Raw genomic sequence first — 23,743 nt, forward strand, 5'->3', positions numbered from 1 at the left:
AACAATGAAAAGAATTATTGTAATTGTATGTGTGGTAATTGGGACGTTCTGTGGGGAAAGGGCTATGGCTCAAGATCCACAGTTCTCCCAATTCTATGCCTCACCACTCTACTTAAACCCGGCCCTTACCGGAGCCACCGACCGTGGGCGAGCGGGTATTAACTACCGAAACCAATGGCCTTCATTACAGCATTCGTTTACTACCATGTCGGCTTATGTAGATGTGTTTTCCAAAGCTGCCGAAAGTGGTTTTGGGGTGATAGTAACAGAACACAAAGAGAGCTTTTTGAACTACAAGGCACAGGAGCTTGGTGGCTTGTACTCTTATAAGCTGCAAATTAGCTCTGGCGCTGTGCTCAGAACAGGCGTGCAGCTGTCATACTTTAGAAAAGACCTCAACTTTGACGACCTCATCTTCGGCAATCAAATAGACATTGTAAACGGGCAGGTAATTGGCCCGAGTGGAGAAGTGTTTGAAAAAGGGGCGGCAGTTAACTTTCTCAGCGCCTCAGCAGGAGCTTTGCTATACACGGATAAGGCGTGGCTGGGCTTTTCTACACACCACATTAATCAGCCCAATCAATCCTTTATTGGGGAGGAGAGTAGGCTTGAGCGTAAGTATTCTTTCCACACGGGTATTAAAATACCTTTTACGCGCGGGCGTAGGCTTAGAACGGTTTCTTATCAGTTTCAAGAACGATCGGCCACAGTGGCTTTAAACTATAAAAAGCAAGGTGCCTTTAATCAGCTCGATGCCGGACTACAACTTTACTTTCAGCCATTGGTAATTGGCGGTTGGTATCGCGGTATTCCTATTCAGAATGTAGATCGCGTGGTTAAAAACGAGTCTATTATTGTACTTGTGGGGCTCGAGATCAACAGCAACCTGTCTTTTGGTTATAGCTATGATTTTACTGTTTCTAAGTTGGCAGGTTCTACAGGTGGAGCACACGAATTCTCACTTACCCTCGAATTCGGAAAGATTGTAAAACGCACCAGACGCGATACTATCCTGCCTTGTTTTAAGTACTAGAAGTGTAGAACTAATTTTTTAGGTTTGAATAATATTTCTTATTTTCAGACCAAACAAAATTAGATATGCACAATATTCAGAGGAACTTCATAATTCTGCTACTTATATCCATTGCCTTTATCTCATGCGATAAGCGAGAGCCCTATGTATTAGTAGGTACGATTGACAATTACAAGTCAGACTCGATTGGTTTCTATTTACCGCTTAATGGTAAATATATGGCTGGGGCAAATACCGTAAAGGTGCCTATAGATACAGCAACTGGACAGTTTACTTTAGAGGTAAGCGATGAATTAGATGCATTTGTTACGTTTTATTCTCCTGCATATGGCAACTATATAACTACTTGGGCAGAGGCAGGAAAGAAGGATTCTGTCGTAATGGATTGGGCATTAAAGGACGCACCAAAGTTTTATGGAGACCATGAAAAGGCATTGAACTTCTACTACACTAGGCCTAGAATGTTCATATATCATGCTTGGAGTGTTCTAGAGAATAAATACATGAAGGATTCTTTGGCTACCGATACTTATAAGAAGATAATGAAAGAGTATCAGTTGGAGCTTGATACAATAAACCAAATGTTGGCGGAAGAGTCCATTTCGGAAGAATTCGCTAGAGGGTTGAAATATGATTCACGCTACCATTGGAAGACCCTGTTTTCGGCAGTTGCTTGGCATCACTATTACTACAAAAATTTACTAAAGCGTAAGAGTGTTTACAACGATGACTGGGAAGCTGTTTATAAGAAACTTTTTGAAGAAGAGGATTTGAACAATTCTGAAGCATTGATGACAAGATACTATTCGGACTTTTTAAAAGACTACAGGCTGATTACACAACAATGGAATGGATACGAACGAGATACAACATTGAATGCCAGTGATGCAGCAGATGCTTATCATAATCAAAACATAGAAATAATAAGAGATAGTTACGAGGGGCAAGTGGAGGAGTATGTATGGGCCGGCTATTTGGCTCATGAAGGTCTACAGAAGAAGTTTGAGAAGTCTCTTTTAAAGTCGTTTGATGATTTTAAACAGGTATATCCTGAAAGCGCATATTTATCTCATGTAAGTAAATACATTGACCCAATAGCTGACTATTACAAGAAGTTGGAAAGGCCTATGGATGATGATATAATATTTCGTGCAGATGCTATGGAATATACAAGCTGGGAAGAAATTGTGGCACCACACAAAGGTGAGATAATTTATGTAGATATGTGGGCAACTTGGTGTGGACCTTGTAAAGATGAATTTAAGCATAAAGATGGCTTAAAAGAGTTTATCAAAGACAAGCCGATTAAGGTGCTTTATGTGTCGTCCGACAGGGATGAGTATGAAGACCGTTGGAAGGAAATGGTTCAATACTATGATTTGGAGGGAGAGAATATGCGAATCTCTCAAGACTTGTATTGGAAGATTTGGGGAATGATTCATGACAAAAAAATGTCAAGTTTACCACGTTACTTAATAGTAGACAGAGAAGGCAATATGGTGGTTAAAGAGGCTAAAAGACCAAGCGATGGTCAGGCGCTTTACGATCAGTTGGCCGAACAATTGATGGCATCTGTCGATGATTAAAGGTGCCCACTTTTTAAGTAGAATGCTATTCATGCTGCTTCTTGCTCATTTTCCTTTTGGAGAAGAGCAAAGCTCAAGCATCTTTTCGAGTACGATTAAGAACTTTTACCCAAGTTTTTTGGACATAGATTTAAGTTATGATTATTCAGCTTTACCAGTTTTTACCACTCGCCTGATTGTTGATGATGATGGGGCTTTCAGGTTTAATCAGAGAATGTCCAGTAATGGGTTTGTGGGTTTTTACCATTACGAAACGGCCAGATACATTAGGTTTTGGCTAGCTCCCAATAGCCAATTGAAAACCAGTTTCGATTGGCAAAATCCAGCTTCCTCAATAAGGTTTGATGGCCAAGGGTCTAATGAGAATGAGCTATTAAATAGCATTGATGCTAACCGGGAAGTGTTGCTTGCCAGTAGTACAAAGACTAGCCAGACCATGTATACCGAGGCTTTAACAAAGGAGTCTACACAAATCAACAGCGCTTTTAAAGCGGGCCATATTTCTTTCGAGTTTCACAGCATTATGTCGCTAGATGCCAAATTCTTTTGGTTGGCCAAAGGATTGGAGAGTGGTCAGCTTTCTCCGGAAGATGTACTCAGCAAAACAAAGCTTTCTAATAGTAAGGCTATTGGAAGCATAAACTACTTTCGATTTTTAAGGGCTTATGGGCTGCGGGCTTTTCAAGAAAAGTCTCAAGAAGAGCGGTATAACGCCTTTGCCGAAATCCTTTCCGAAGGCATATTGGAGTTGTTTTGGGCGTATGATATTCGCCAGATGTCGCAGCAAGAAGAAATAGACTTTAGCTTGTTAAACGCTTACCAGTTGTATAGCAATAGGTTTAATAATAAAGCGCTACTGGCGTATGCCCATAAGTATTTGACTGGGTTGGAAGACGAGCTTTATAGAGTGAATACACCAATTACCAAGGACCTTGTTTTGGTAGAAAACAGCAGTCTGTCAATAGCTGATATTGTGGAGAAGTTCAAAGGGGAGGTTTTGTTTTTTGATATGTGGGCTACTTGGTGCAAGCCTTGTATTGCTGAAATGGGTGCTTCCTCAAAAAAGCCGCTAGAAGAGTTTATCAAAGACAAGCCTGTAAAAATCATCTATTTGTCGGTAGATAAGGACAATGCAGCCGAACGGTGGAAAGAGATGGCCAAAGAATTAAGGCTAAACTCTCACAATTACCGTTTAAGCACAGAGCAGGTAAAAGAGGCCTTGAATTACTTGGGAGAACCCACAAACATATACTCTATTCCTAGATATTTTATCGTGAGTAAAGAAGGTGGACTTGTGAATAGTCGGGCGCCATACCCGAGTAGTGGAGAGCAGCTATACAATGAGCTTTCAAAGTATTTCTAACAAAAGATTCTTCCTATCTTCACCGCGTGAAAATCCTATTTATTCAAACAGGAGGAACAATAGATAAGGACTACCCCAAAACAGATCAGGGCTTTGCCTTTGAAATAACCGAACCTGCCGTGCACAGAATTTTGTCGCGTATACAGCCGGCTTTTACGTTCGATGTGGTGTCGCTTTTTAAAAAGGACAGCCAAGAAATTACCAATGCAGATAGAGCACAATTGAAAGTGTATCTTTCAACCCGGCCAGAACAAAAGGTGGTGATTACGCATGGAACGGATACGCTGATTCAAACAGCGAAATTTTTGGGTACCATTCCTGGTAAAACCATCGTTTTTACTGGGGCATTCAAGCCCGAAAGGTTCAAAGATTCAGATGCCGATGTAAACCTTGGGCTGGCTTTGGGAGCCATTAATGTTTTGGAAGAGGGCACATTTATTGCCATGAATGGTTTGGTAATGATTCCGGAAAACTGTGAGAAAGATCCGGTTTCGGGTCAGTTTATAACGCTTAAAGACAATTTAGAATAGATGAAAAAATATATGCTTTTGGCACTTTTATGTGCTGGCCTGAGTGTTCAGGCACAAGAAGGAAATCAAGCTCCACCAAAAAACTGGTTCAACCTAGACCCAGTAAACGACAAGGTAAATGGAGTAAGTACGGAAAAGGCCTACAAAGAACTTTTGGTAGGTAAACAATCAAAAAAGGTGCTAGTAGCCGTAATCGATTCGGGCATTGATGTGTTGCACGAAGATCTAAAAGATGTGGTTTGGGTGAATACCGATGAAATACCTGGCAACGGCATTGACGATGATAACAACGGTTATATCGATGATATTCATGGCTGGAATTTTATTGGTGGAAAGAATGGAGAAAACGTAGACAAAGACACCTACGAGGTTACCCGAGAGTACAAAAGACTTCGCCCTAAATACGAAGGCAAAACAGCCGATGATTTTAAGCGCAAAGAACGCGCGGAATTTGAGTATTGGTTGGAAGTAAAAGAGGCCTACGAGGCTGATGCGAACGAGGCAGTTGGGCAGTCTCAACTACTCAGAAACATCGACATGCAATTAACGCGTTACAAAAAGCTATTTGAGGCTTATTTGTTTACAGATGAGTTGACTTATGAAGATGTAAAAAGTGTTTCTTCTACCGATCAAGTGATATTAATGGGGCAGAATATTCTTACCCAGCTGTACATGATGACGGACACCACAATACATTTGGATACGCTTTCCATGTACTTACAGCAAGATTTGGAGCACTATGCCGCTGGTGCCGATTACTCTTATAACCTGGACTATAATCCGCGCGAAATTGTGGGCGATAACCCTGACCAACTAGATGAGAAAGGCTACGGTAATAATGATGTGATCGGAAAAGGCACAGACAACTTTCACGGCACGCACGTAGCAGGAATTATCGCTGCCAAAAGAGGCAATGGACTAGGCATAGATGGCGTGGCCAACAACGTAGAAATTATGGCCATTCGCGCTGTACCAGATGGTGACGAGCGCGACAAAGATGTTGCTAATGCCATTCGATATGCAGTTGATAATGGAGCGCAAGTAGTGAATATGAGCTTTGGAAAGGCCTTTTCGCCAAACACGGAATACGTTTACGAGGCCATTCAATATGCGCACGAAAAAGGCGTGATATTGGTGCATGCCGCGGGTAACAGTGCTGCGGATAATGACGAAGTGCCGAACTTCCCTAACGATTACTTTGGCCGCAAGGGCAACTGGTCGCACTGGATTGAAGTAGGAGCCTCTTCGTGGGGTGGAGAAGGTAACTATGTTGGGAATTTCTCTAACTACGGAAAAGACAATGTAGATGTGTTTGCCCCGGGAGTGGCTATTTATTCTACGGCTCCTGGCAATGAGTATAAAGATGCACAGGGAACAAGTATGGCTTCTCCGGTTACGGCTGGTGTGGCTGCGCTGTTGCTATCTTACTACCCCGATTTAAACCCTGAACAAGTAAAAGACATCATGATCAAATCGTCACGCAGTTTGAATAACCTTGAGGTTTCTCAGCCAGGAACAGGCGAAATGGTGAAGTTTTCTGACCTATCAGTTTCGGGTGGAATTGTAAACGCTTACGAAGCCCTAAAAATGGCTGAATCAATGTCCTTAAAAGGTAAGAAGTAGGAATACCCTGCTTGGTATAGAAGAGGCTGTTTCAAAAGCCAACTGTTTTCGTCATTCTTAGCCTGCCTGCGACAGGCAGGCTTGACTGGGAATCTCCTTCAGGCTTTGAGCCCTAATTTAAAGAGATTCCCGATCAGTGTCGGGAATGACGTTTAGGTTTTGAAACAGCCTCTTCCTTTTTTCGGCTCAACTACATAAAAACTTGGAGGTGTTTTTTGAGACTTTTGTCTCACCAAAACCTATTCATGCCTCAAACTTTCAGTTGGGTTTTTGCGGGCAGTGTTCAATACCAAAGAACCTACCAGCACAAAGGTGAGGATAACCGCCATAATTACACCTAAAACCATTAGGCCAATGTTCAGGCTGGTGCGGTACTCAAAGTTGGCATACCAAGATTGCATTACAAGATAGGTTAGTGGTAAGGCTATGAGGCCGGCCAGCAAAATCAACTTTAAAGTAGAGGAGTAAATAAGCGACACAATTTGGGTCGACATGGCTCCCAATACCTTTCTAATGCCTATTTCCTTCCGTTTTTGGTTTACGTTGAAGGCGGTAAGACCCGTAAGGCCAATTAAGGAAATAACAATGCATAGGGCCGTCATAAAGCCAATGAGTTTGTTTTGAGTAGCATCCGATTCGTATTGCGCCTTTAACGATTGGTTCAAAAACCTATAATCCAGTGGGTAATTCGGAACGGCTTCATTCCACACTTCTTCAATAGCCGCTATAGTTTGGGGCTCGCTATTTTGGTTAAAGCGAACAATCATATGTCGGCCTGGGCTGGGGTTAAAAACAATCACCAATGGTTCAATTGGGTTGTGTAGCGAAAAGAAGTTGAAGTCTTTCAAAACACCAATTACTTGCCCTGGTTCTTCTTGGTGAAAAAAGCCCATCTTTTTTCCGATCGGATCATTCCAACCCAGCAGTTTTGCCGCAGTTTGATTAATTACAAATTGCTGATTGCCGCTGTTCAGGTTTTTGTCGTAAAACCTGCCTTCGGCCAATTCAATGCCTAAGGTTGTCAAATAATCGGCACCACCATGAATGTATTTGAACTCTTGCTGCTCCATTTTGCCGTTTTTTTCCACCCTAAAAACCATTTGGCCAATGCCCTCTACTGGTACAAAGTTGGAGGTGGTTACACCTTCAATCGAAGGGCTTTGTTCTAGCTTGTTTTTAAGCACCTGAAAGTTGGCCTGAGCCACAGAGTCGCGCATATTTACCAGCAAAATTTGGTCTTGGTCAAAGCCCATATTCTTTTGCTGTAAAAAGCTGATTTGGTCTTTCATGAGGAGTGTGGCGGTAAGCACGCCAATGGATATAACAAACTGCATAAGCACAAGGCTTTTCCTAAGCATGCTGCCCCCTTTACCGGCTACCCAAGTGCCTTTTAGAGCCTTAACAGGCCTAATTTTAGCAATGTAAATCGCTGGGTAAAGCCCCGAAATAATGCCTGTTGCCAAAACAACAATTAAGGAAAGACCCAATAACTCTGGATTTTGGAACAGGGTAAAACTAAAGTTTACACCCAACCAATTCTGAAAAGGAGAGTGTTCAATGAGTGCCCAAACGGCAGCTATGGAGAGCAAATAAGCAAACACTACCTGTATAAGCGACTCCAAAATGAGTGAAAGCCTGAGGGCATTAATGTTAGAGCCCAGCACTTTTCTAATGCCGATTTCTTTTGCCCTTAAACCAGCCTGCGAAGTAGCCAGGTTAATGTAGTTTATGCAGGCCAGTAGCAAAATAGATAGGCCAATGGCCGAAAAAACAATCAGGTTAGTAGGGTTGCCTTTGGCAAAGTCATCGTCAATTGGCGTTTGATCGTAGTGAATGTCGGCTAGCTTTTGCAGCCTGAGGACGTGATTTCCCTGAATTTGATTGCCAAAAGGCATGTAGTATTTTTCGTTGAAGGCTTCGAATTTCTTTCGAAAATTGTCTTCTGAAAAGCCTTCACTAAAGAGCACATAGTTAAGGCAGTCGGCATTCCAAAGTACTTCGGAATTAAACACACCGTCTACCATAGCAAAGCCGCGGTCACGAATGCCGGCCATCAGTACTTTAAACTGAAAGTGTGAATTCTCAGGTAAGTCTTTAAAAATGCCGGTAACCTGAAGCTGCTGACCATCAATCTTCAGTGTTTCGTTAAGGCCAAGTCTGTTTCCAAAGAGCCGATCGTTTACCGATTTGGCTATGATTACCGACCCGGGGCTGCTCAAAGCTTCGGCACTATTGCCAGCCACTAAATCAATATTAAAAATATCGAAAGCACCTTGGTCGGTGTAAAAGACTTGGTCTTGAGTGAATTTTTCATTGTCTCTGGTAATTTCCGTTTCGCCCACATTTACAAAACGAGCAAAAGATTCTATTTCCGGGAATTCTTCCATCAACATGGGAGGTAATTCCGATGCCGAATAGGCCGTGTTGAATTCAACACCGGGGGCACTCATAATGTGACTTATGCGGTAGGCCCTATCATGGTTGGGGTGGTGTTGGTCGAAGGTGAGTTCGTTTTTAAGAAAAAGCACCAGCCATAGCGTTGCCGATAACCCCAAGGCAAGGCCAAAGATGTTTAGCGAGCTAAAGAAACGATGTTTAAATAGATGCCTGAAGGCGTGAGTGAGGGATATTTTGAGCATAACTAAGAGTTTCGTTCAATGTAAATGAAAAAAACCAGTTCTCAAAACAACCCTCTGTTACTCAGTGGTGTCTAGGTTTTAGAAAACGAATGCGTTAATTAAAGTTAATTTAACATAGTGAATGAAACTTTTCGGATGAAAAAACCATCTATATAGTGTGTTCACTTCGTAAGTATGGTACGGTTGTTGAGTACAAAGAGATAGAAATTTTGGATTACGAGTGAGTAATCCTCTTCATACAGTTAGTAGTTTATTTGTTTGGAACCCGAGGAGTAGTTAACCTCGGGTTTATTTTTTGCCTTTTAATGAATAGCCACCTTATCCTTAAAAATGCCTTCGTAAAAATGGTGGATGCGGAACATTTGTTCGGCACCAATTTTTTGGCCTGCCTGTGCTACTAAGTAGAGTACTAGTGCAAGACCGGCTAAAACCGGAATGGCCCACAGAATAGGCGCTGTTTTATCGAGCAGTATTTGCGAAAGCCCATATACCCCAACAAAGAGAATAAGCACGCCAATGGCTGCATAGCCCATAAAAAAGGCTGCCCAAACACTTGGTTTAGGCTCATAAAGCCCCCGAATGGTCACTCGCTCTTTTTCATCGTCAATGCTTAGGGTTAATTGTGGCGACCAAAAATGTCTTTCGGCCAATGGAATTTTAATGTTGGCGTAGTTTTCCGAAACCATACCAGAGAATTCCTCGGTTGTATCGAGCGCTTGCTTTAACTGCTCGCAGTATTCTGCCACCGTTAAGTGCAGTGTTTCTTTAAACCGGGGGCGAATGTGAAAGCTTGACATACCTAAATGTGAATGACTTTTCCTGCTTGTTGAGCCTGTTTGTCTTTAGCTGTGCCAATGGCAATACCAATGGATAAACCTATGGGCAAACCGATTCCTAAAAATGCGAAATTATTCAAAGCAGAAGAGAATATTAGCCCGAAAGGAATACCAAAGACAGCCATGCCTATGGAAAGCCATAAAGTTCTATAATGGCCTGGGCCAACCATTCCATACTCCTTTTGAAAAACCTTGAGCAAATCCGCTTTTATGCTTTGAAGTTGTCGGTAGTTTGGTTTTTCAAGCGCGAATTGATGAGGGATTCTTTCTAGGTGCTGCTCAAAGTCGGCTTGCTTGTACTTGGCATCATCAATCATTTCTAGTAGTGCAACGATTTGTTTGATCAACTTTTCGTTTTCGGCATTTATGCTTGCTTTTAGTTGCGCAATAAGGTCGGGTATGGATTGCATGAATAATATTAACCATTAATCTGGTTTGGGGAAAATGCGATTAAGGGAGCGGATATTCCACTTACTAAAAGGTAAGTACAAAATGCAGGCTGCAGGAAATCAATTTTTGGAACATGTGGTTTACCAAATGCCTTCGGGCGATTTGTTAGAAAAAAACTAAAAACGATATGTCAACATCAAAACTATTTAGCGAGTACAAACTTGGTTCTATTACCCTTAAAAACAGGGTGGTAATGGCACCAATGACCCGATCGCGAGCAATTGATAATATTCCGAATGCTTTAATGGCAACTTACTACGGTCAGCGTTCCGAAGCGGGATTGATTATTACAGAGGGAGTTTCTCCTTCGCCAAATGGCTTAGGCTATTCGAGAATTCCTGGTGCATTTAGCGAAGCACAAACAGCAGGGTGGAAGCAAACTGCAGAAAGTGTGCATGCCAATGGAGCAAAGATCTTTATGCAGTTGATGCACACGGGTCGTGTTACCCACATTGACAACTTGCCAGAGGGTGCAGAAGTTTTGGCGCCTAGTGCTATTACACTTGTTGGCGATATGTATGTAGATGGAAAGGGCATGTTGCCACATACAACGCCTAAGGAGATGACTAAATCGGACATCGATCATGCCATTGAAGAGTATGTAACAGCAGCCAAAAATGCCATTGCAGCGGGTTTTGACGGTGTGGAACTTCACGGTGCCAATGGGTATTTGATTGATCAATTCATTAACCCTATTTCAAACCAACGTACGGATGAATACGGTGGGAATATTGAAAACCGTTCGAGGTTTGTAGTTGAGGTAGCGAAAGCGGTTGTAGCGGCTATTGGCAAGGAACATGTAGGTTTGCGCGTATCACCTTATGGTGCTTTTAACGGTTTGGGCGAGTTTGAAGGGCTTGAAGAGGAGTACGGTTACATTGCCAGCCAAATGAGCGAAATAGGCATTGCTTACATGCATATTGTGGACCACTCCAGCCAAGGTGCGCCAGAAGTAAAGGATTCAGTAAAACAATTGATTCGTAAGAACTTTAATGGCGCTTACATTTTAAGTGGAGGTTACAACAAAGAAAGAGCTGAAGCTGATTTGAAAGCTGATAAGGGAGAATTGGTAGCCTTTGGTGTGCCGTTTATTGCTAATCCTGATTTGGTTACCAGAATGAAAGAAGGTATTGAATTGGCCGCACCAGACCAGAGTACGTTCTACACTCCGGGTGAACAGGGGTATACGGATTACCCAACAGCTAAGTAATTGTATAAGTCGTCTGGCCGCTGCTAGTGGTCGGACGACTTTATTTTTGAGGGTTCTGTGATGAGGTCCTGAAATAAATTCAGGGAGACGTTGATTTAGGGCAATGGAATGTAGTCGGTTTCGCCAGGTACCATTTCAAAAGCTTTGTTTTGCCAGCGCTCCTTAGCATCTTCAATTGTGGCCTTGTCAGACGCCACAAAGTTCCAGAAGATATATCGCTCTTCCGCAAAGGGCTGCCCACCGAAAAGCAATACGTGGCTGTTTTCGCCTAGGGTAATTTTGCAGATGTCTTCTTCTTTCGAAACCAACATATTGCCCTTGTCAATTCTTTCGCTGCAGGCCTCAATGTAGCCTTCTACTATGCACACACCAATTTCTCCGGAAAGCTGGCCGCTAATATTTAGTTCGGCTTTTGTGGTGGATTTCACCTCTACCATAAACAAATCTGAGAATACAGGAACAGGAGAGACCTTGCCAAAACCTTTGCCGGCTACCAGCTTAAAGCTTGTGCCGTTTTCACTCCAACTGGGCAGCTCATCGGCTTTGGTGTAAGAAAACTGCGGGTCGATAAACTCTTTGTCTTTTGGTAGTGCTACCCATATCTGATAACCATGTACGGCATGCTCTCCACCATCGCGCAGCTGTTCGGGAGTTCGTTCAGTGTGCACTATTCCCTTGCCGGCAGTCATCCAGCCAACAGCTCCGGCTTCTACCAACTGCTGAGTGCCTAATGTGTCGCGGTGCATTATTTGCCCTTCGAGCAAATAGGTGAGAGTGGAAAGCCCAATGTGTGGGTGCTGGCCAATGTCCATGTAGTGCCCAGGCTTAACGGTAGCCGGCCCCATATGATCGATGAAAATAAACGGGCCAACCATACGCTTTTTGCGAAATGGAATTAAACGGCCTACGAGAAAATCGCCAAGATCACGACTTCTTTCTTCTATAATTAAACCTGTGTTGGACATGATAACTTAACTGTTATGGTAAGTTAAAGATTCTATCTTGTGCATAAAAAAACCGGAGCGGCCATCGAAAAATCGATACCACTCCGGCAGGATTACCATTATCTTTAGTCTGTTAATTCTTCTTTATTTCTTGGCCCAAATCACCTTCTTTATACTTTTCTGGCAGCTTAACTACTTTAACCATGTTTTGCTCGGTTAGGTACTGATTAGCCAATTTCACGAGTTCATCTTTGCTAATGGCTTCTGCTCTTTTTTTGCCATTTAGAATTTCGGAAAGGTCGTTGCCATTTCTCAAGTAAGATGAAATCATGCTCTCCCAATAGCGGTTTTGCTTTATTTGCTCATCAAAGTTCTGAACGCTGGCAGTTACCACTTTTTCCACATCTTCATCGGTAAACTCGCCTGCTTTTATCTTTCTCATTTCGGCAATTGCTGCGTTGGCTAGTACTTCTGCATTTTCTGGTTTACAAGGGAATGAAATGGTGAACCTAAAGTTCTCATTAGGATAGTTTGAAACGGAAGCCCTTGCGCCAGCGCCATAGACGCCACCCATCTCTTCTCTCAGGGTTTCAATCATTTTGTTGGAAAGGATCTCCGCAATGGCGTTCATTTTTTCATTGTCGCCTAAGTTGTAGTCGTAGTCGCCACTTAGCATTATGTATACTTGGCTCTTATCGTCAACCCCTACATAGATTTCTTCATCTAGTTTACCTTCTACCACATCAATGCCCACATCTTTGTAAGACTCTTTGCTATAGGTGGCTGGCAAACTGGCAATGTATTGCTCAAGCAATGGTTTAAAAGTTGCCATGTCTACATTGCCCACAAACACAAATTGAAAGTCACTTGCATCGGCAAAGCGCTCTAAGTATACCTTTTTGGAAAGTTCATAGTCAATTGCATCAAAGTTTTCCGGTGTAGGAAATCCTACCCTTGGATGATTGTCATAGAGTAACTCCTGCAGTTTGATTTGATATTGCAAATCTGGACTGGCCATGTAGTTGGCGTACATGTTTTTGGTGCGGTTCAACCAGCTATTGAAAGCGGCCTTATCATCGCGGAAAGAAGTGAACTTTAAGTGAACCATTTGGAAGAAAGTTTCCAGATCTTTGATACTGGAGAAACCCGAAACGCTTTCCTGGTAGGAACCGATTGAGGCGTATACACTGGCAGTTTTACCAGTAAGAAACTTGCGTAGGTCTGTGCTGCTGAATTCTCCTAAGCCTGTTTCGTTGGCTATACCGCCAGCGTTAGAAACCGACCAGAATTCATCATCAGAATAAAGTGAGCTGCCGCCAAAACTGTAGGCTGACATTCTGATTTCATCATTCTTAAAGTCCGTTGGTTTTACATATACATTGGCTCCGTTAGAGAGTGTGAAATGCGTGATGTCTGTAACATCGTCCTTTTCCGTTTTGGTGATTTTGCCTGGACTTGGCAAATCAGCAATTAGGGTCGATGCTAGTTCCTCTTCTGCATATGGCTCAATAGAGTTGTCGTTTTTAACACCATCAACAATGTTTATTAGTTCGGTTTCGGTAGGTATAGTAGCCTCATTTTCCGATTTGGCCGTAATCTCAATGGTACGGTTGTCATCGCGGATCCAACCTTTAATCAACTCGTTAATTTCGGTCAACTGAATGCCGGCCAAAAGTTCGTCAAGCAAATCCAGTTGCTGTTGTTCGCTAAGCAGTGTTCCTTCATTTAAGAAGTGGTTCACATAACGATTGATCAATCTCCATGATTCTGCCTTGTCGGCCTCTTTTACTTGTCGTTCGTAGCTGTTACGGTAAGCGGCTTTTGCGCGCTCAAACTCACCTTCGGTAAAGCCGTATCGTCTTACACGCTCGTTTTCTGTCATGGCGGCTTTCAGGCCTTCTTCAAACTTGCCTTCGCTTACGCTTACATAAACAGTATACTCATATTTGTCCTTACCGTAAGAGCTACCATAAGCACTATAGCTAAACTGAAATGGAGGGTTTTCTTGTTTGGTAAGCTCTGATAGTCTTTGGTTGATCATTTGAGAGTAAAGCCCTCTTAAAAGTCCTTTTCTAAAGCTGGCTTTGGTGTTTTCTGTTTCTACAGTACCCGGTGTAATAAAGTTTACGTTGATGGTGTTGCCTGTGGCTTCATCATCGGTGGCAATGGCTACGCGTGTTCCTTCAAAATCGGGCTTGCCGTAATAAATGCGTTCTCTTTCATTTTTAGGATTCTTTAATCCAGAGAAGTACGCCTTTATTTTGGCTTCCATTTCGTCCACATCAAAATCGCCCACGGCAATTACACCCATTAGGTTCGGGCGGTACCAGTCTCGGTAAAAACGCTTGGCAGCATCATATTCAAAGTTTTCCAGAATTTCTGGTTTACCAATTGGTAGCCTTTCCGCATAGCGTGAGCCCGCCAAGGTAACCGGCCAAATTTGCTGTCTCATGCGCTCGTAAGCGCCTAAGCGAAGGCGCCACTCTTCCATAACTACGCCACGTTCCTTATCAATTTCTTCATTGTCGAAAGTGGCATTGCTGGCCCAGTCGCTGAGCACTGTGAGAGCATCGTCAACATTTTTAGGGTTTTCTGTAGGAATAGGCAGAATATAAACCGTTTGGTCAAAGCTGGTGTAGGCATTAAGGTCACCGCCAAATTCGAGCCCCATTTTTTGGAGAAAGTTGATGAGCTCATTCTTTTCGAAATTCTTGGTGCCATTAAAGAGCATGTGCTCCGTAAAGTGTGCCAGTCCCTGCTGATCGTCATCTTCTTGAATGGAACCAGCCTTAACCGCTAGCCTAAACTCTATGCGGTTTTCCGGTAGGCCATTGCTTTTTAAATAATAGGTGAGCCCATTTTCTAGTTTACCGATTTTAACGGATGGATCGGTGGGCAGTTCTTGTGCGATTGAAAAAAGGGGTGTGAGCAAAATAGCTACGAACACCCCAATGAGTTTTTGAAAGTTATGTTTCATGTGTCCGTGTTTAACTAGTGAGTTAGTTAAGGTACGGAATATTATTTAAACACGATAAACTTTAACTTTATTTAATAAAGGCTAAATGGAATTGAGCACACTACCGCTTAAACAGTTCTATTTAAGCTGCTTAAGTAGTTTTTTGAGAAATTTGGCCTCATTTAGGTTGTTGAGGCGTTGGCTCATTTCTATGCGTTGGGCAAATACCAAAGCCATAGAAAGCAGCAAAAAGAGTAAAATTTCATCGTTCACTTCCACAAAAAGTATGGAGGTAAGCATGCCCGCTGCTAATATTGCCAATAATATGTTTGACGACAAAAGGTGCCATTTGAGCTCTCTTTTGCGTTCTTTTGTGCCGAATTTATCTTTAAAAACCTCCTCTTTGTTTCCGGTAATTCGTTTGAAAGGAGGCAAAGACTTCCAGCGCAACTGCTCTATTCTCTCTTCTATTTCCTGCACAGTTTTCATGATTATCCTTTCAACTAAAAATCTAATTTACATTAATGCGTGGTAAACTTCAAGTAACATTGAATTAACATTAGGATAACACAATGAATAGCAAGAAAGTTATTAGGAACGACAAAAAGTCGGTTTCAGCTGCGCGAAGGCTGATTCTGGGGGGTCAGAAACCTTCTTTGAAATAAGACGAGTGATAGCACACCTATAAATATGGCGGCATCTGCTACATTGAATATTGGCCAAAGTGCTACTTCTCTTCCGCCCCAAAGTGGCAGCCAATTGGGCAGGTAACCTTCCCAAACATCGAAGTAAAACATATCGATAACCTGGCCGTGAAACCAAGGCGTAATGCTTTCATACGGGGCATTTTCTAGAAATACACCATAAAAAACACTATCGATAAGGTTGCCAATAGCGCCACCTAAAATGGCAGCCAAACACCAGAGTAAGCCGGCATGATAGTTCTTTTTGGATAGGCGATAAAGCAGTATGCCAATAGCCACCATGGCAAAAAGCCTAAAAAGTGTAAGGCCGAGCTTTCCGTAACTAGAGCCTAAACTCATGCCGAAAGCCATGCCTTTGTTAAGAATGTAATGGAGTTTAAACCACTCGCCAACTACGGAAATTTCACCTCCTGCGCCCATGGGCATGTTAAAATGCACCCAGAGTTTGATTGCCTGATCGACAACAATCACTCCAATGGTTAGCAGGAAGTATTTATTCCACTTCAAATCGTTTAGTTAACGGACAATTCCAATTTAAGGATATGTCCATCAATATCAACCTCGTGACTTTCGGTACCGGTTGCAGCTAGTTCGAGCGTAGTAGCTTGCGTTTCTTCGCATATGTAGGCCTTGTTATCGGTAAGCGATTCGTTTACCAAAGCCTCTTCGCTGCTTACTTTTACCGAAATTTTGTCTTGAACATCTAGCCCTAAGTCTTTTCTTAGGTTTTGCAATCTGTTCACAAAATCACGGGCAAAGCCTTCTTTTCTTAGCTCGTCAGTTATGGTAACGTCTAGCGCTACGGTAGTTTTACCTTCCGATGCTACAGACCAGCCTGGAATATCTTCGCTAGAGATCTCTACATCCTCAATATCAAGACTTACAGTTTCGCCATCAATATCAATATCGTACTTACCGTCTCTTTCAATGGCCGAAATTTCTGGTTGTCCCCAGCTGTTTACAGCGGCCGCCACAAACTTTACTTTCGGGCCGAATTTCTTACCAATAGTTCTAAAGTTCGGCTTGATCTTTTTAACCAATACGCCAGAAGCATCATCAAGGAATTCAATATCCTTCACGTTGATTTCGGACTTAATCAGTTCGTCTACTGCTTCAATTTGATGCCTAATCTTTTCGTCCAAAACAGGGATCATGATTTTAGAAAGTGGTTGGCGAACTTTGATCTTTTCCTTTTTACGCAAAGAGTGCGTTAAAGAAGAAATGGTCTGTGCCAATTCCATTTTCTGCTCCAAATCCAAGTTGATGAAGCTGTCGTCAGAAACTGGGAAATCTGTCAAGTGAATTGAGGCAGCTGTCTCTAGGCCGGTCACCTTGTTCAAATCCTGATACAAGTGCTCCATGTAGAAAGGAGCTACTGGAGCGCCCAACTTAGCCACCGTCATCAAACAGGTGTAAAGCGTTTGGTAAGCTGCTTTTTTATCTTCGTTGTACTCGCCTTTCCAGAAACGTTTTCTGTTCAAACGCACATACCAGTTACTCACTTCGTCTGTCACAAAATCCATGATCAAGCGGGTAGCGCGAGTAGGCTCGTAATCATTGTACGCCTGATCTACCTTTTGCACCAAACTGTTTAGTCTCGAAAGAATCCAGCGGTCGCTTTCCGTTCTTTGGGCTACAGGAATGGTCTCTCCTTCGAAAGTGAAACCGTCCAAATTGGCGTACAGCGCAAAGAAGTTATAAGTATTATAAAGTGTACCGAAGAACCTTCTCTGCACTTCGCCCACACCTTCAATATTGAATTTAAGGTTATCCCAAGGGTTGGCGTTCGAGATCATGTACCAGCGTGTGGCATCTGGCCCGAATTTGCCAATGGTTTCAAATGGATCTACCGCATTGCCCAATCGCTTAGACATTTTGTTGCCGCTTTTATCGAGCACCAAACCGTTTGCAATTACATTTTTAAAGGCCACGCTATCGTGAAGCATTACGGCCAAAGCATGCAGGGTAAAGAACCAACCACGGGTTTGGTCAACACCCTCGGCAATAAAGTCTGCCGGGAAGTTCTTCTCGAAAATATCGCCATTCTCGAACGGATAGTGCCACTGTGCATAAGGCATAGCACCTGAGTCGAACCAAACGTCAATCAGGTCTGGCTCGCGGAACATCTTCTGACCATCTGCACTTACCAGCACAATGTCGTCTACATAAGGTCTGTGTAGGTCGAAGTCCTCACCGATTTGCTCGGTCATAAAACCAGCCTCAATAGACTTAGCAACCTCTGCTTTTAGTTCATCTAAAGAACCGATACAGATTTGCTCCTTTTTATCTTCAGAGACCCAAATTGGCAATGGCGTACCCCAGTAGCGCGAACGGCTAAGGTTCCAGTCTACCAAGTTTTCAAGCCAGTTACCAAAACGACCCTCTCCTGTAGAGGCAGGCTTCCAGTTAATGGTTTTATTCAGCTCAACCAATTGGTCTTTATACGCTGTGGTTTTGATAAACCAAGAGTCCAACGGATAGTAAAGAATTGGCTTATCAGTTCTCCAACAGTGTGGGTAGCTGTGTTCGTATTTTTCTACTTTAAAGGCCCTGTTTTCCTCCTTCAGCTTGATGGAAATTTGTACATCAAGCGACTTTTCAGGACGCTCTTCGTCTGAATAGTACTCGTTCTTTACGTACATGCCGGCAAAATCCGTGATCTCGTCCACGTATTTACCTTGCTTGTTTACAATCGGCACATCGTTGCCTTCCTCATCTTTTACAAAGATGCCCGGCATGTTATTCTGCACAGAAACGCGGTAGTCATCTGCACCGAAAGTGCGAGAGATGTGTACAATTCCTGTACCGTCTTCAGTAGTTACAAAATCACCCACAACTACAGTAAAGGCAGGTTTAGCTGCTTTTACGTAAGGCAATAATTGCTCGTAATCTGTTCCGGCTAAGTCTTTTCCTTTATACTCTTCTACAATCTCGAATGGAATCAGTTTGTCACCTGCTTTGTAATCTTCAAGCTTTAAGTCTTTTGCCTTTTGGTTGAAGTAAGCGTTTACACGATCCTTGGCCAAAATGACATTAATTGGCTCGAAAGTATACTGGTTAAAGGTTTTCACCTTAACGTAAGTAATGCCGGCCCCAACAGCCAAACCATTGTTTGCAGCCAAAGTCCAAGGTGTGGTTGTCCAAGCTAGGAAGTAGTCGTTTTCGCTACCTTCTTTCTTAAACATGGCCGTAATGGTAGTATCCTTCACGTCCTGATAAGTGCCAGGCTGGTTCAGTTCGTGTGAACTAAGTCCGGTACCTGCAGCCGGAGAATACGGCTGAATGGTGTAACCCTTATAAAGTAGGTCTTTATCGTAAAGGCGCTTTAGCAAGCTCCAAAGCGTTTCAATGTACTTTTTATCGAAGGTGATGTACGGATCGTTAAGGTCTACCCAGTAACCCATTTTCTCGGTTAGGTCGTCCCACTCATTTTTGAAACGCATTACCGTTTCGCGGCACTTTTGGTTGTATTCTTCTACCGATACCTTTTTGCCGATATCGTCTTTTTTAATGCCTAGTTCTTTTTCTACCTGAAGCTCTACAGGAAGGCCGTGCGTATCCCAACCGCCTTTACGTTTTACCTGAAAGCCCTTTTGCGTTTTGTAACGACAGAAAATATCCTTTACCGTTCTGGCCATTACGTGGTGAATACCCGGTGTACCATTGGCGGATGGCGGCCCCTCAAAGAAGGTAAAAGTTGGTTGGCCTTCTTTTTCTGTTACTGATTTTTCAAAAATGCCGTTCTCTTTCCAAAATTGAAGGATTTCTTCGCCTATTCCGGCAAAATCAGACTGCTTGTATTCAGTGTACTTTTTCACGCTTACTCCTTAAAACTATCGTTAAAAGTTATTTATCGGTAGACCCCAAGAATGGGTCGTTTGCTTTAATTGAAAGACCTTGAGTGTCAATTTCCTCGTCTTCATCCTCAATATAGAACTCATAGTGTTCAATAAGCGGGTGAAAGTTTTTGTTTCTCTTTCCGCTATCGAAAACCATTAACAGAGCCGGTAGCAAGGTTAGGTTGGTTAACATAGCGAAAAACAAGGTGAGCGAGGTTAAAAGCCCCAAAGCTACGGTACCTCCAAAGTTGGAGAATACGAAAATAATAAAACCAAAAAACAGGATAATGGAAGTATATAGCATACTGGAACCTGTTTCTTTAATACTGTTGCTTATGGCAATTGGCACAAAGAAGTTCTTGTTGAACAACTCTTGGCGGTACTTTGCCAAAAAGTGGATGGAATCGTCTACAGAAATACCGAAGGCGATACTAAAGATCAGCGCGGTACTTGGCTTTAGCGGAATGCCAAAATAGCCCATAATTCCGGCCGTCATTATCAATGGAATAAAGTTCGGAATGAGCGAGATGAGTATCATGCGCACATTGGCGAATAAGATTCCCATAATCACGGCTATAATAGCGAAGGCTAAAAGCAAAGTCTGCTTTAGGTTTTCGATCAAGAACTTATTGCCTTTAACAAAAAGTAGGGTAGAGCCAGTAACGGCCGTTTCTACTTCGTCTCCAAAAACCTTGTCAATTTCTGGTTCAATAACATTCGTAATCAGCGAGTCCATTTTTACGGAACCAAGGTCGGCAACCTTTAGTGATACACGCATGGTTTGGCCGGTACTGTCAACAAATGAAGACAAGAAATTGGCGTTGTCTTGCTGGTTGGCTAGGTAACTTAAAATTACGTTTCTGTCGCTAGGGCTTGGTAAACCATAAAAACGGGAGTTACCATTGTAAAACGCCTGTCTTACCGCTTTGGCAAAAGTGACAATAGAGATTGGTTGCGACACATGCTCCAGCGGCTCAAGTGCTGCTTCTAGTCGCTCAACCTTACGTAGATTTCTGGCATTTAGCGTTGATTTAGGCTCGCCAAAGTCTATGATGATCTCGAGCGGCATTACCCCTGCAAAATTATCTTCGAAGAAATAGAGGTCCTTTTTAAGCTGTGAATGCTCCGGAATATCATCCACCATGTAGGCTACAGAATATAGCTTGGTTAAGCCGATTACGGCAACCGTGATTATGATGGCCGTAACAGCAAAAACCCTATACCGATGACGGTGCACCAATAGGTCTAACAGTGTTAGAAACTTGGTGACAATTGGGAACTCTAGGTGCTTAAGCTGCTCCTTTTTTGGTGCCGGTAGGTAGGCAAAGATTCCGGGAATCAAAACCATGCTGACAATAAACGTTGCCAAAATGTTGATTCCGGCTACCAGGCCAAACTCCTTCAATAGTTTAATGTCGGTAGTTACCAGTACCAAGAAACCGATGGCCGTTGTAAAGTTGGTAATAAGTGTTACCATCCCAATTTTACGGATCATGCGGCTGAGCGCTTTTATTTTGTTACCGTGCTTGGCAAACTCTTGGTGAAATTTGTTGAGCAGGTAAACAGCATTCGGAATACCTATAACTATTATAATAGAAGGGATTATTCCCGTAAGTACGTTGATTTGATAGTTGAGAATACCCAACGTACCCAGCACCCAAGTAACCACAAAGCCAATTACAACTAGTGGAACTACAACGGCTGTCCATGACCTGAAGAACAAGAATAGGATAAGTGCCGTAATACCGATAGACAGTGCGATGAAAAGCTTTAGTTCTACGCTTGTCATTTGCTGCATAACGGTACGCACAAATGGCATTCCTGAATAGTGGAGCTCAATGCCTGATTCTTCTGAAAACTCAGCGCCAATTACCCTAAGCTGATCTATTACATTGTTCCGCTCTTTGGAGTTTAGCACCTCACGCTCCATGTTAATGAGCGTAAGCGTGGCTCCGTTCTCAGGGTTGAGCAACTGACCCGAATAGAATTTAAGGTCTAGTGCTTTTGCCAATAAAGAATCTAGTTCTTCTTGGGTTTTAGGGTAGTCTTTAATGAGTGGTTCAAGGCCGAAAGAGCGCGTTTCAGAATCCTTGACAATGTTTTGTAGAGTAGCCAACGAAATTACATTGGTAATACCGGGCAAATTACTGATGTCCTCATTGAGTTTTTTGTAGCGGTTAAAGTTTTCGAGCTCGTAAAGCGCGCTGTCTTTGGTACCAATAACCAGTACGTTGCCATCTTCCCCGAACTTCTGTTTAAATTCTTGGAAGTATTGATAGTTCACATCGGTATCGGGTACCGCTGTGTTGAAATTAAAGGCCATTTTTACGTCTCTTGCCATATAGCCCATAAAGGCTGTGAATAGCAATAAACTGATGATTAATATCAGCCTGTATTTCAGTACGATATGAGGAAGTTTAGACCACATTTTAAAACAAGGACACAAAGGTAATACTTCTGCCTTTTAATCATATTTATGAGGCAGTTTATTGCGCAGCAAATCAGCCTATTCCGGGCAGAGAGGTGCCATTTATCTTTCTATATAAATTAACAGCGTAAGAATCTGTAAGCCCCGAAACAAAGTCGAGTAGCACGCGCATTGTCTCATAAGCTGTAGTGGCTGTTTTTAGTTCATTTTGGGTGTCGGTAGGTAGCAGTCGCAGGTAAATTTTGTCCTTTGCTTTTGAGTTTTGCTGAACAACCGAAAGTGCAGCGGGCACTAGCACCTCTAATAATCCATTGATAACGCGATAGCCGGCCGCTTCCGTTTCAACAACCTTCTCCGATCTATAAATATTATCAATGCTTACACCAATGATATTCGATAATTGTTCTGCTGCCGGAATTAGGTCTGTTAGCGACTTGTCGAAGTCTGAACTGAGAATATTCTGCTCTTCGTCTAAAAACAGTTGTACGCATTGTTGAATCAGTTCGCCAATGGTAAGCGCTCTTAGCAACCCTATTTGCTCCTTTTTACTTGCAATCGAGTGAAGTTTCTGAGCATCAAACCTTTTACCAATTATGGGTGCAAGTAAATCAATAGTGGTTTGGTGAGATACTAGGCCTAAGTTGCAGCCGTCTTCCAAATCTATAATATGGTAACAGATATCATCGGCAGCTTCAACCAAGAGTGCCAGCGGGTGTCGGCCCCATTGTACTTCGGAAAAGGAATTAAGTTGAAGTGCTCCCGCCAGTTTGTGAAAAACTTCAGCTTCTGACTGGTAATAGCCGAATTTTTTCTGGCTGCGTCTGCCTTTCATGGCATCTTGTACCAGTGCTGGCCGTGGGTATTTGGTAAATGCCCCAATGGTTGAATTAGTAAGTTTGAGCCCATCGTTGCCAGAGCGGGCTATTAGCCTAAAGCCTTGCGCATTGCCTTCAAAGTTTATAAGGTCAGCCCATTCTTCTTCATTAAACAATGTTTTCAAAGATGACTCCTTATTAATAAAGAAGTCAGAGATACTGGTTTCGCCAGAGTGCCCAAATGGTGGATTGCCGATGTCGTGGGCAAGCGATGCAGAAGCCACTACAACTCCGATGTCCGATGCTGAAAGCGTTTTGGCCAAGGAGGGGTTTCTTTCTATAATAACCTGACCAGCAGCACGCCCTAAGGATCTACCAACTGAAGAAACCTCTAAACTATGGGTAAGCCTATTATGCACAAAGTCGTGCTCTGGTAGGGGATGCACCTGTGTTTTGTCTTGCAGCCTGCGGAAGGGGTGGGAGAAAATAATGCGGTCAAAATCTCTATCGAATGGAGAGCGGAGTGGGCTGTTGCCCTCTTTTATATCGGATGCAAATAGTTGTTGCCAGTTCATTTTACTGATTAAGCTTCAAAAATATTGAAGTCGCTCGCGCTACCAAAATATTTATTGGTCTTTGGGAGTAAGGGTAAGTCAATAATTGGATGTTTCCTTAATGCAAACCTTTTCAGAGGTGGCGCAAATATCTACTGTTTTTTAACAATTTTTTAACATACTCCTCAACCCCAATTTTAACCCTTCGCTTAAGCTGAAAGGGCTAACTCCCT

The 23,743-nt window shown here is 42.7% G+C and carries 16 protein-coding genes; 6 read left to right on the plus strand and 10 right to left on the minus strand.

Annotated elements, in window-relative coordinates; translation table 11 throughout:
* Positions 1–4: 4 nt before the first annotated feature.
* The 5 genes from BMW98_RS04035 (at position 5) to BMW98_RS04055 (ending at position 6,135) form a co-directional block, all read left to right on the plus strand.
* A complete protein-coding gene (locus BMW98_RS04035; protein ID WP_090257125.1) occupies positions 5–1,033 on the plus strand; it encodes a PorP/SprF family type IX secretion system membrane protein in 1,029 nt (342 codons plus the stop codon).
* A gap of 65 nt (positions 1,034–1,098) precedes the next feature.
* Positions 1,099–2,619, plus strand: coding sequence for a TlpA family protein disulfide reductase (locus tag BMW98_RS04040; protein ID WP_090257126.1), 1,521 nt, complete (start codon positions 1,099–1,101; stop codon positions 2,617–2,619).
* A gap of 118 nt (positions 2,620–2,737) precedes the next feature.
* Positions 2,738–3,982, plus strand: a complete 1,245-nt coding sequence (locus BMW98_RS04045) for a TlpA family protein disulfide reductase (protein ID WP_162844673.1) — start codon at positions 2,738–2,740, stop codon at positions 3,980–3,982.
* Positions 3,983–4,008: 26 nt separating this feature from the next.
* The gene (locus tag BMW98_RS04050) at positions 4,009–4,512 is read left to right on the plus strand and encodes an asparaginase domain-containing protein (RefSeq protein ID WP_090257128.1); all 504 of its coding nucleotides are present in this window, start codon (positions 4,009–4,011) and stop codon (positions 4,510–4,512) included.
* Positions 4,513–6,135, plus strand: coding sequence for a S8 family peptidase (locus tag BMW98_RS04055; protein ID WP_090257130.1), 1,623 nt, complete (start codon positions 4,513–4,515; stop codon positions 6,133–6,135).
* A 239-nt stretch (positions 6,136–6,374) separates the two neighbouring features.
* Here BMW98_RS04055 and BMW98_RS04060 read toward each other — a convergent pair whose 3' ends face one another.
* The 3 genes from BMW98_RS04060 to BMW98_RS04070 form a co-directional block, all read right to left on the minus strand.
* Positions 6,375–8,774, minus strand: a complete 2,400-nt coding sequence (locus BMW98_RS04060) for an ABC transporter permease (protein ID WP_090257131.1) — start codon at positions 8,772–8,774, stop codon at positions 6,375–6,377.
* Between the two features lie 302 nt (positions 8,775–9,076).
* Positions 9,077–9,571, minus strand: coding sequence for a hypothetical protein (locus BMW98_RS04065; protein ID WP_090257133.1), 495 nt, complete (start codon positions 9,569–9,571; stop codon positions 9,077–9,079).
* Positions 9,572–9,573: 2 nt separating this feature from the next.
* A complete protein-coding gene (locus BMW98_RS04070; RefSeq protein ID WP_090257135.1) occupies positions 9,574–10,020 on the minus strand; it encodes a hypothetical protein in 447 nt (148 codons plus the stop codon).
* A gap of 167 nt (positions 10,021–10,187) precedes the next feature.
* Between BMW98_RS04070 and BMW98_RS04075 the strand changes: the two genes are divergently transcribed.
* Positions 10,188–11,270: an alkene reductase gene (locus BMW98_RS04075; protein ID WP_090257136.1), complete on the plus strand. Its 1,083-nt coding sequence runs from the start codon at positions 10,188–10,190 to the stop codon at positions 11,268–11,270.
* 95 nt (positions 11,271–11,365) lie between these two features.
* On the opposite strand, the gene BMW98_RS04080 is transcribed toward BMW98_RS04075, so the two are convergent.
* From BMW98_RS04080 to dgt, 7 genes are all read right to left on the minus strand, one after another.
* Entirely contained in the window at positions 11,366–12,235 is an 870-nt protein-coding gene (locus tag BMW98_RS04080; protein ID WP_090257138.1) for a pirin family protein, read from the minus strand.
* Positions 12,236–12,347: 112 nt separating this feature from the next.
* Positions 12,348–15,191 carry a M16 family metallopeptidase gene (locus tag BMW98_RS04085; protein ID WP_090257139.1) on the minus strand — a complete coding sequence of 948 codons (2,844 nt, stop codon included), beginning with the start codon at positions 15,189–15,191 and terminating at the stop codon, positions 12,348–12,350.
* A 117-nt stretch (positions 15,192–15,308) separates the two neighbouring features.
* Positions 15,309–15,659, minus strand: coding sequence for a hypothetical protein (locus tag BMW98_RS04090; RefSeq protein WP_090257141.1), 351 nt, complete (start codon positions 15,657–15,659; stop codon positions 15,309–15,311).
* A 125-nt stretch (positions 15,660–15,784) separates the two neighbouring features.
* Positions 15,785–16,381, minus strand: a complete 597-nt coding sequence (locus BMW98_RS04095) for a lipoprotein signal peptidase (protein ID WP_090257143.1) — start codon at positions 16,379–16,381, stop codon at positions 15,785–15,787.
* Positions 16,382–16,386: 5 nt separating this feature from the next.
* Positions 16,387–19,692: an isoleucine--tRNA ligase gene (gene ileS / locus BMW98_RS04100; RefSeq protein ID WP_090257145.1), complete on the minus strand. Its 3,306-nt coding sequence runs from the start codon at positions 19,690–19,692 to the stop codon at positions 16,387–16,389.
* Between the two features lie 28 nt (positions 19,693–19,720).
* Positions 19,721–22,141 (minus strand): efflux RND transporter permease subunit, encoded by a 2,421-nt coding sequence (locus BMW98_RS04105; protein WP_090257147.1) that lies wholly within the window; start codon positions 22,139–22,141, stop codon positions 19,721–19,723.
* 73 nt (positions 22,142–22,214) lie between these two features.
* Complete coding sequence (gene dgt, locus BMW98_RS04110; RefSeq protein ID WP_090257149.1) at positions 22,215–23,531, minus strand: dGTP triphosphohydrolase; 1,317 nt, start codon at positions 23,529–23,531, stop codon at positions 22,215–22,217.
* Positions 23,532–23,743: the final 212 nt, after the last annotated feature.

Source organism: Roseivirga pacifica (genome assembly GCF_900111145.1).
GTDB classification, from domain to species: Bacteria; Bacteroidota; Bacteroidia; order Cytophagales; family Cyclobacteriaceae; genus Roseivirga; species Roseivirga pacifica.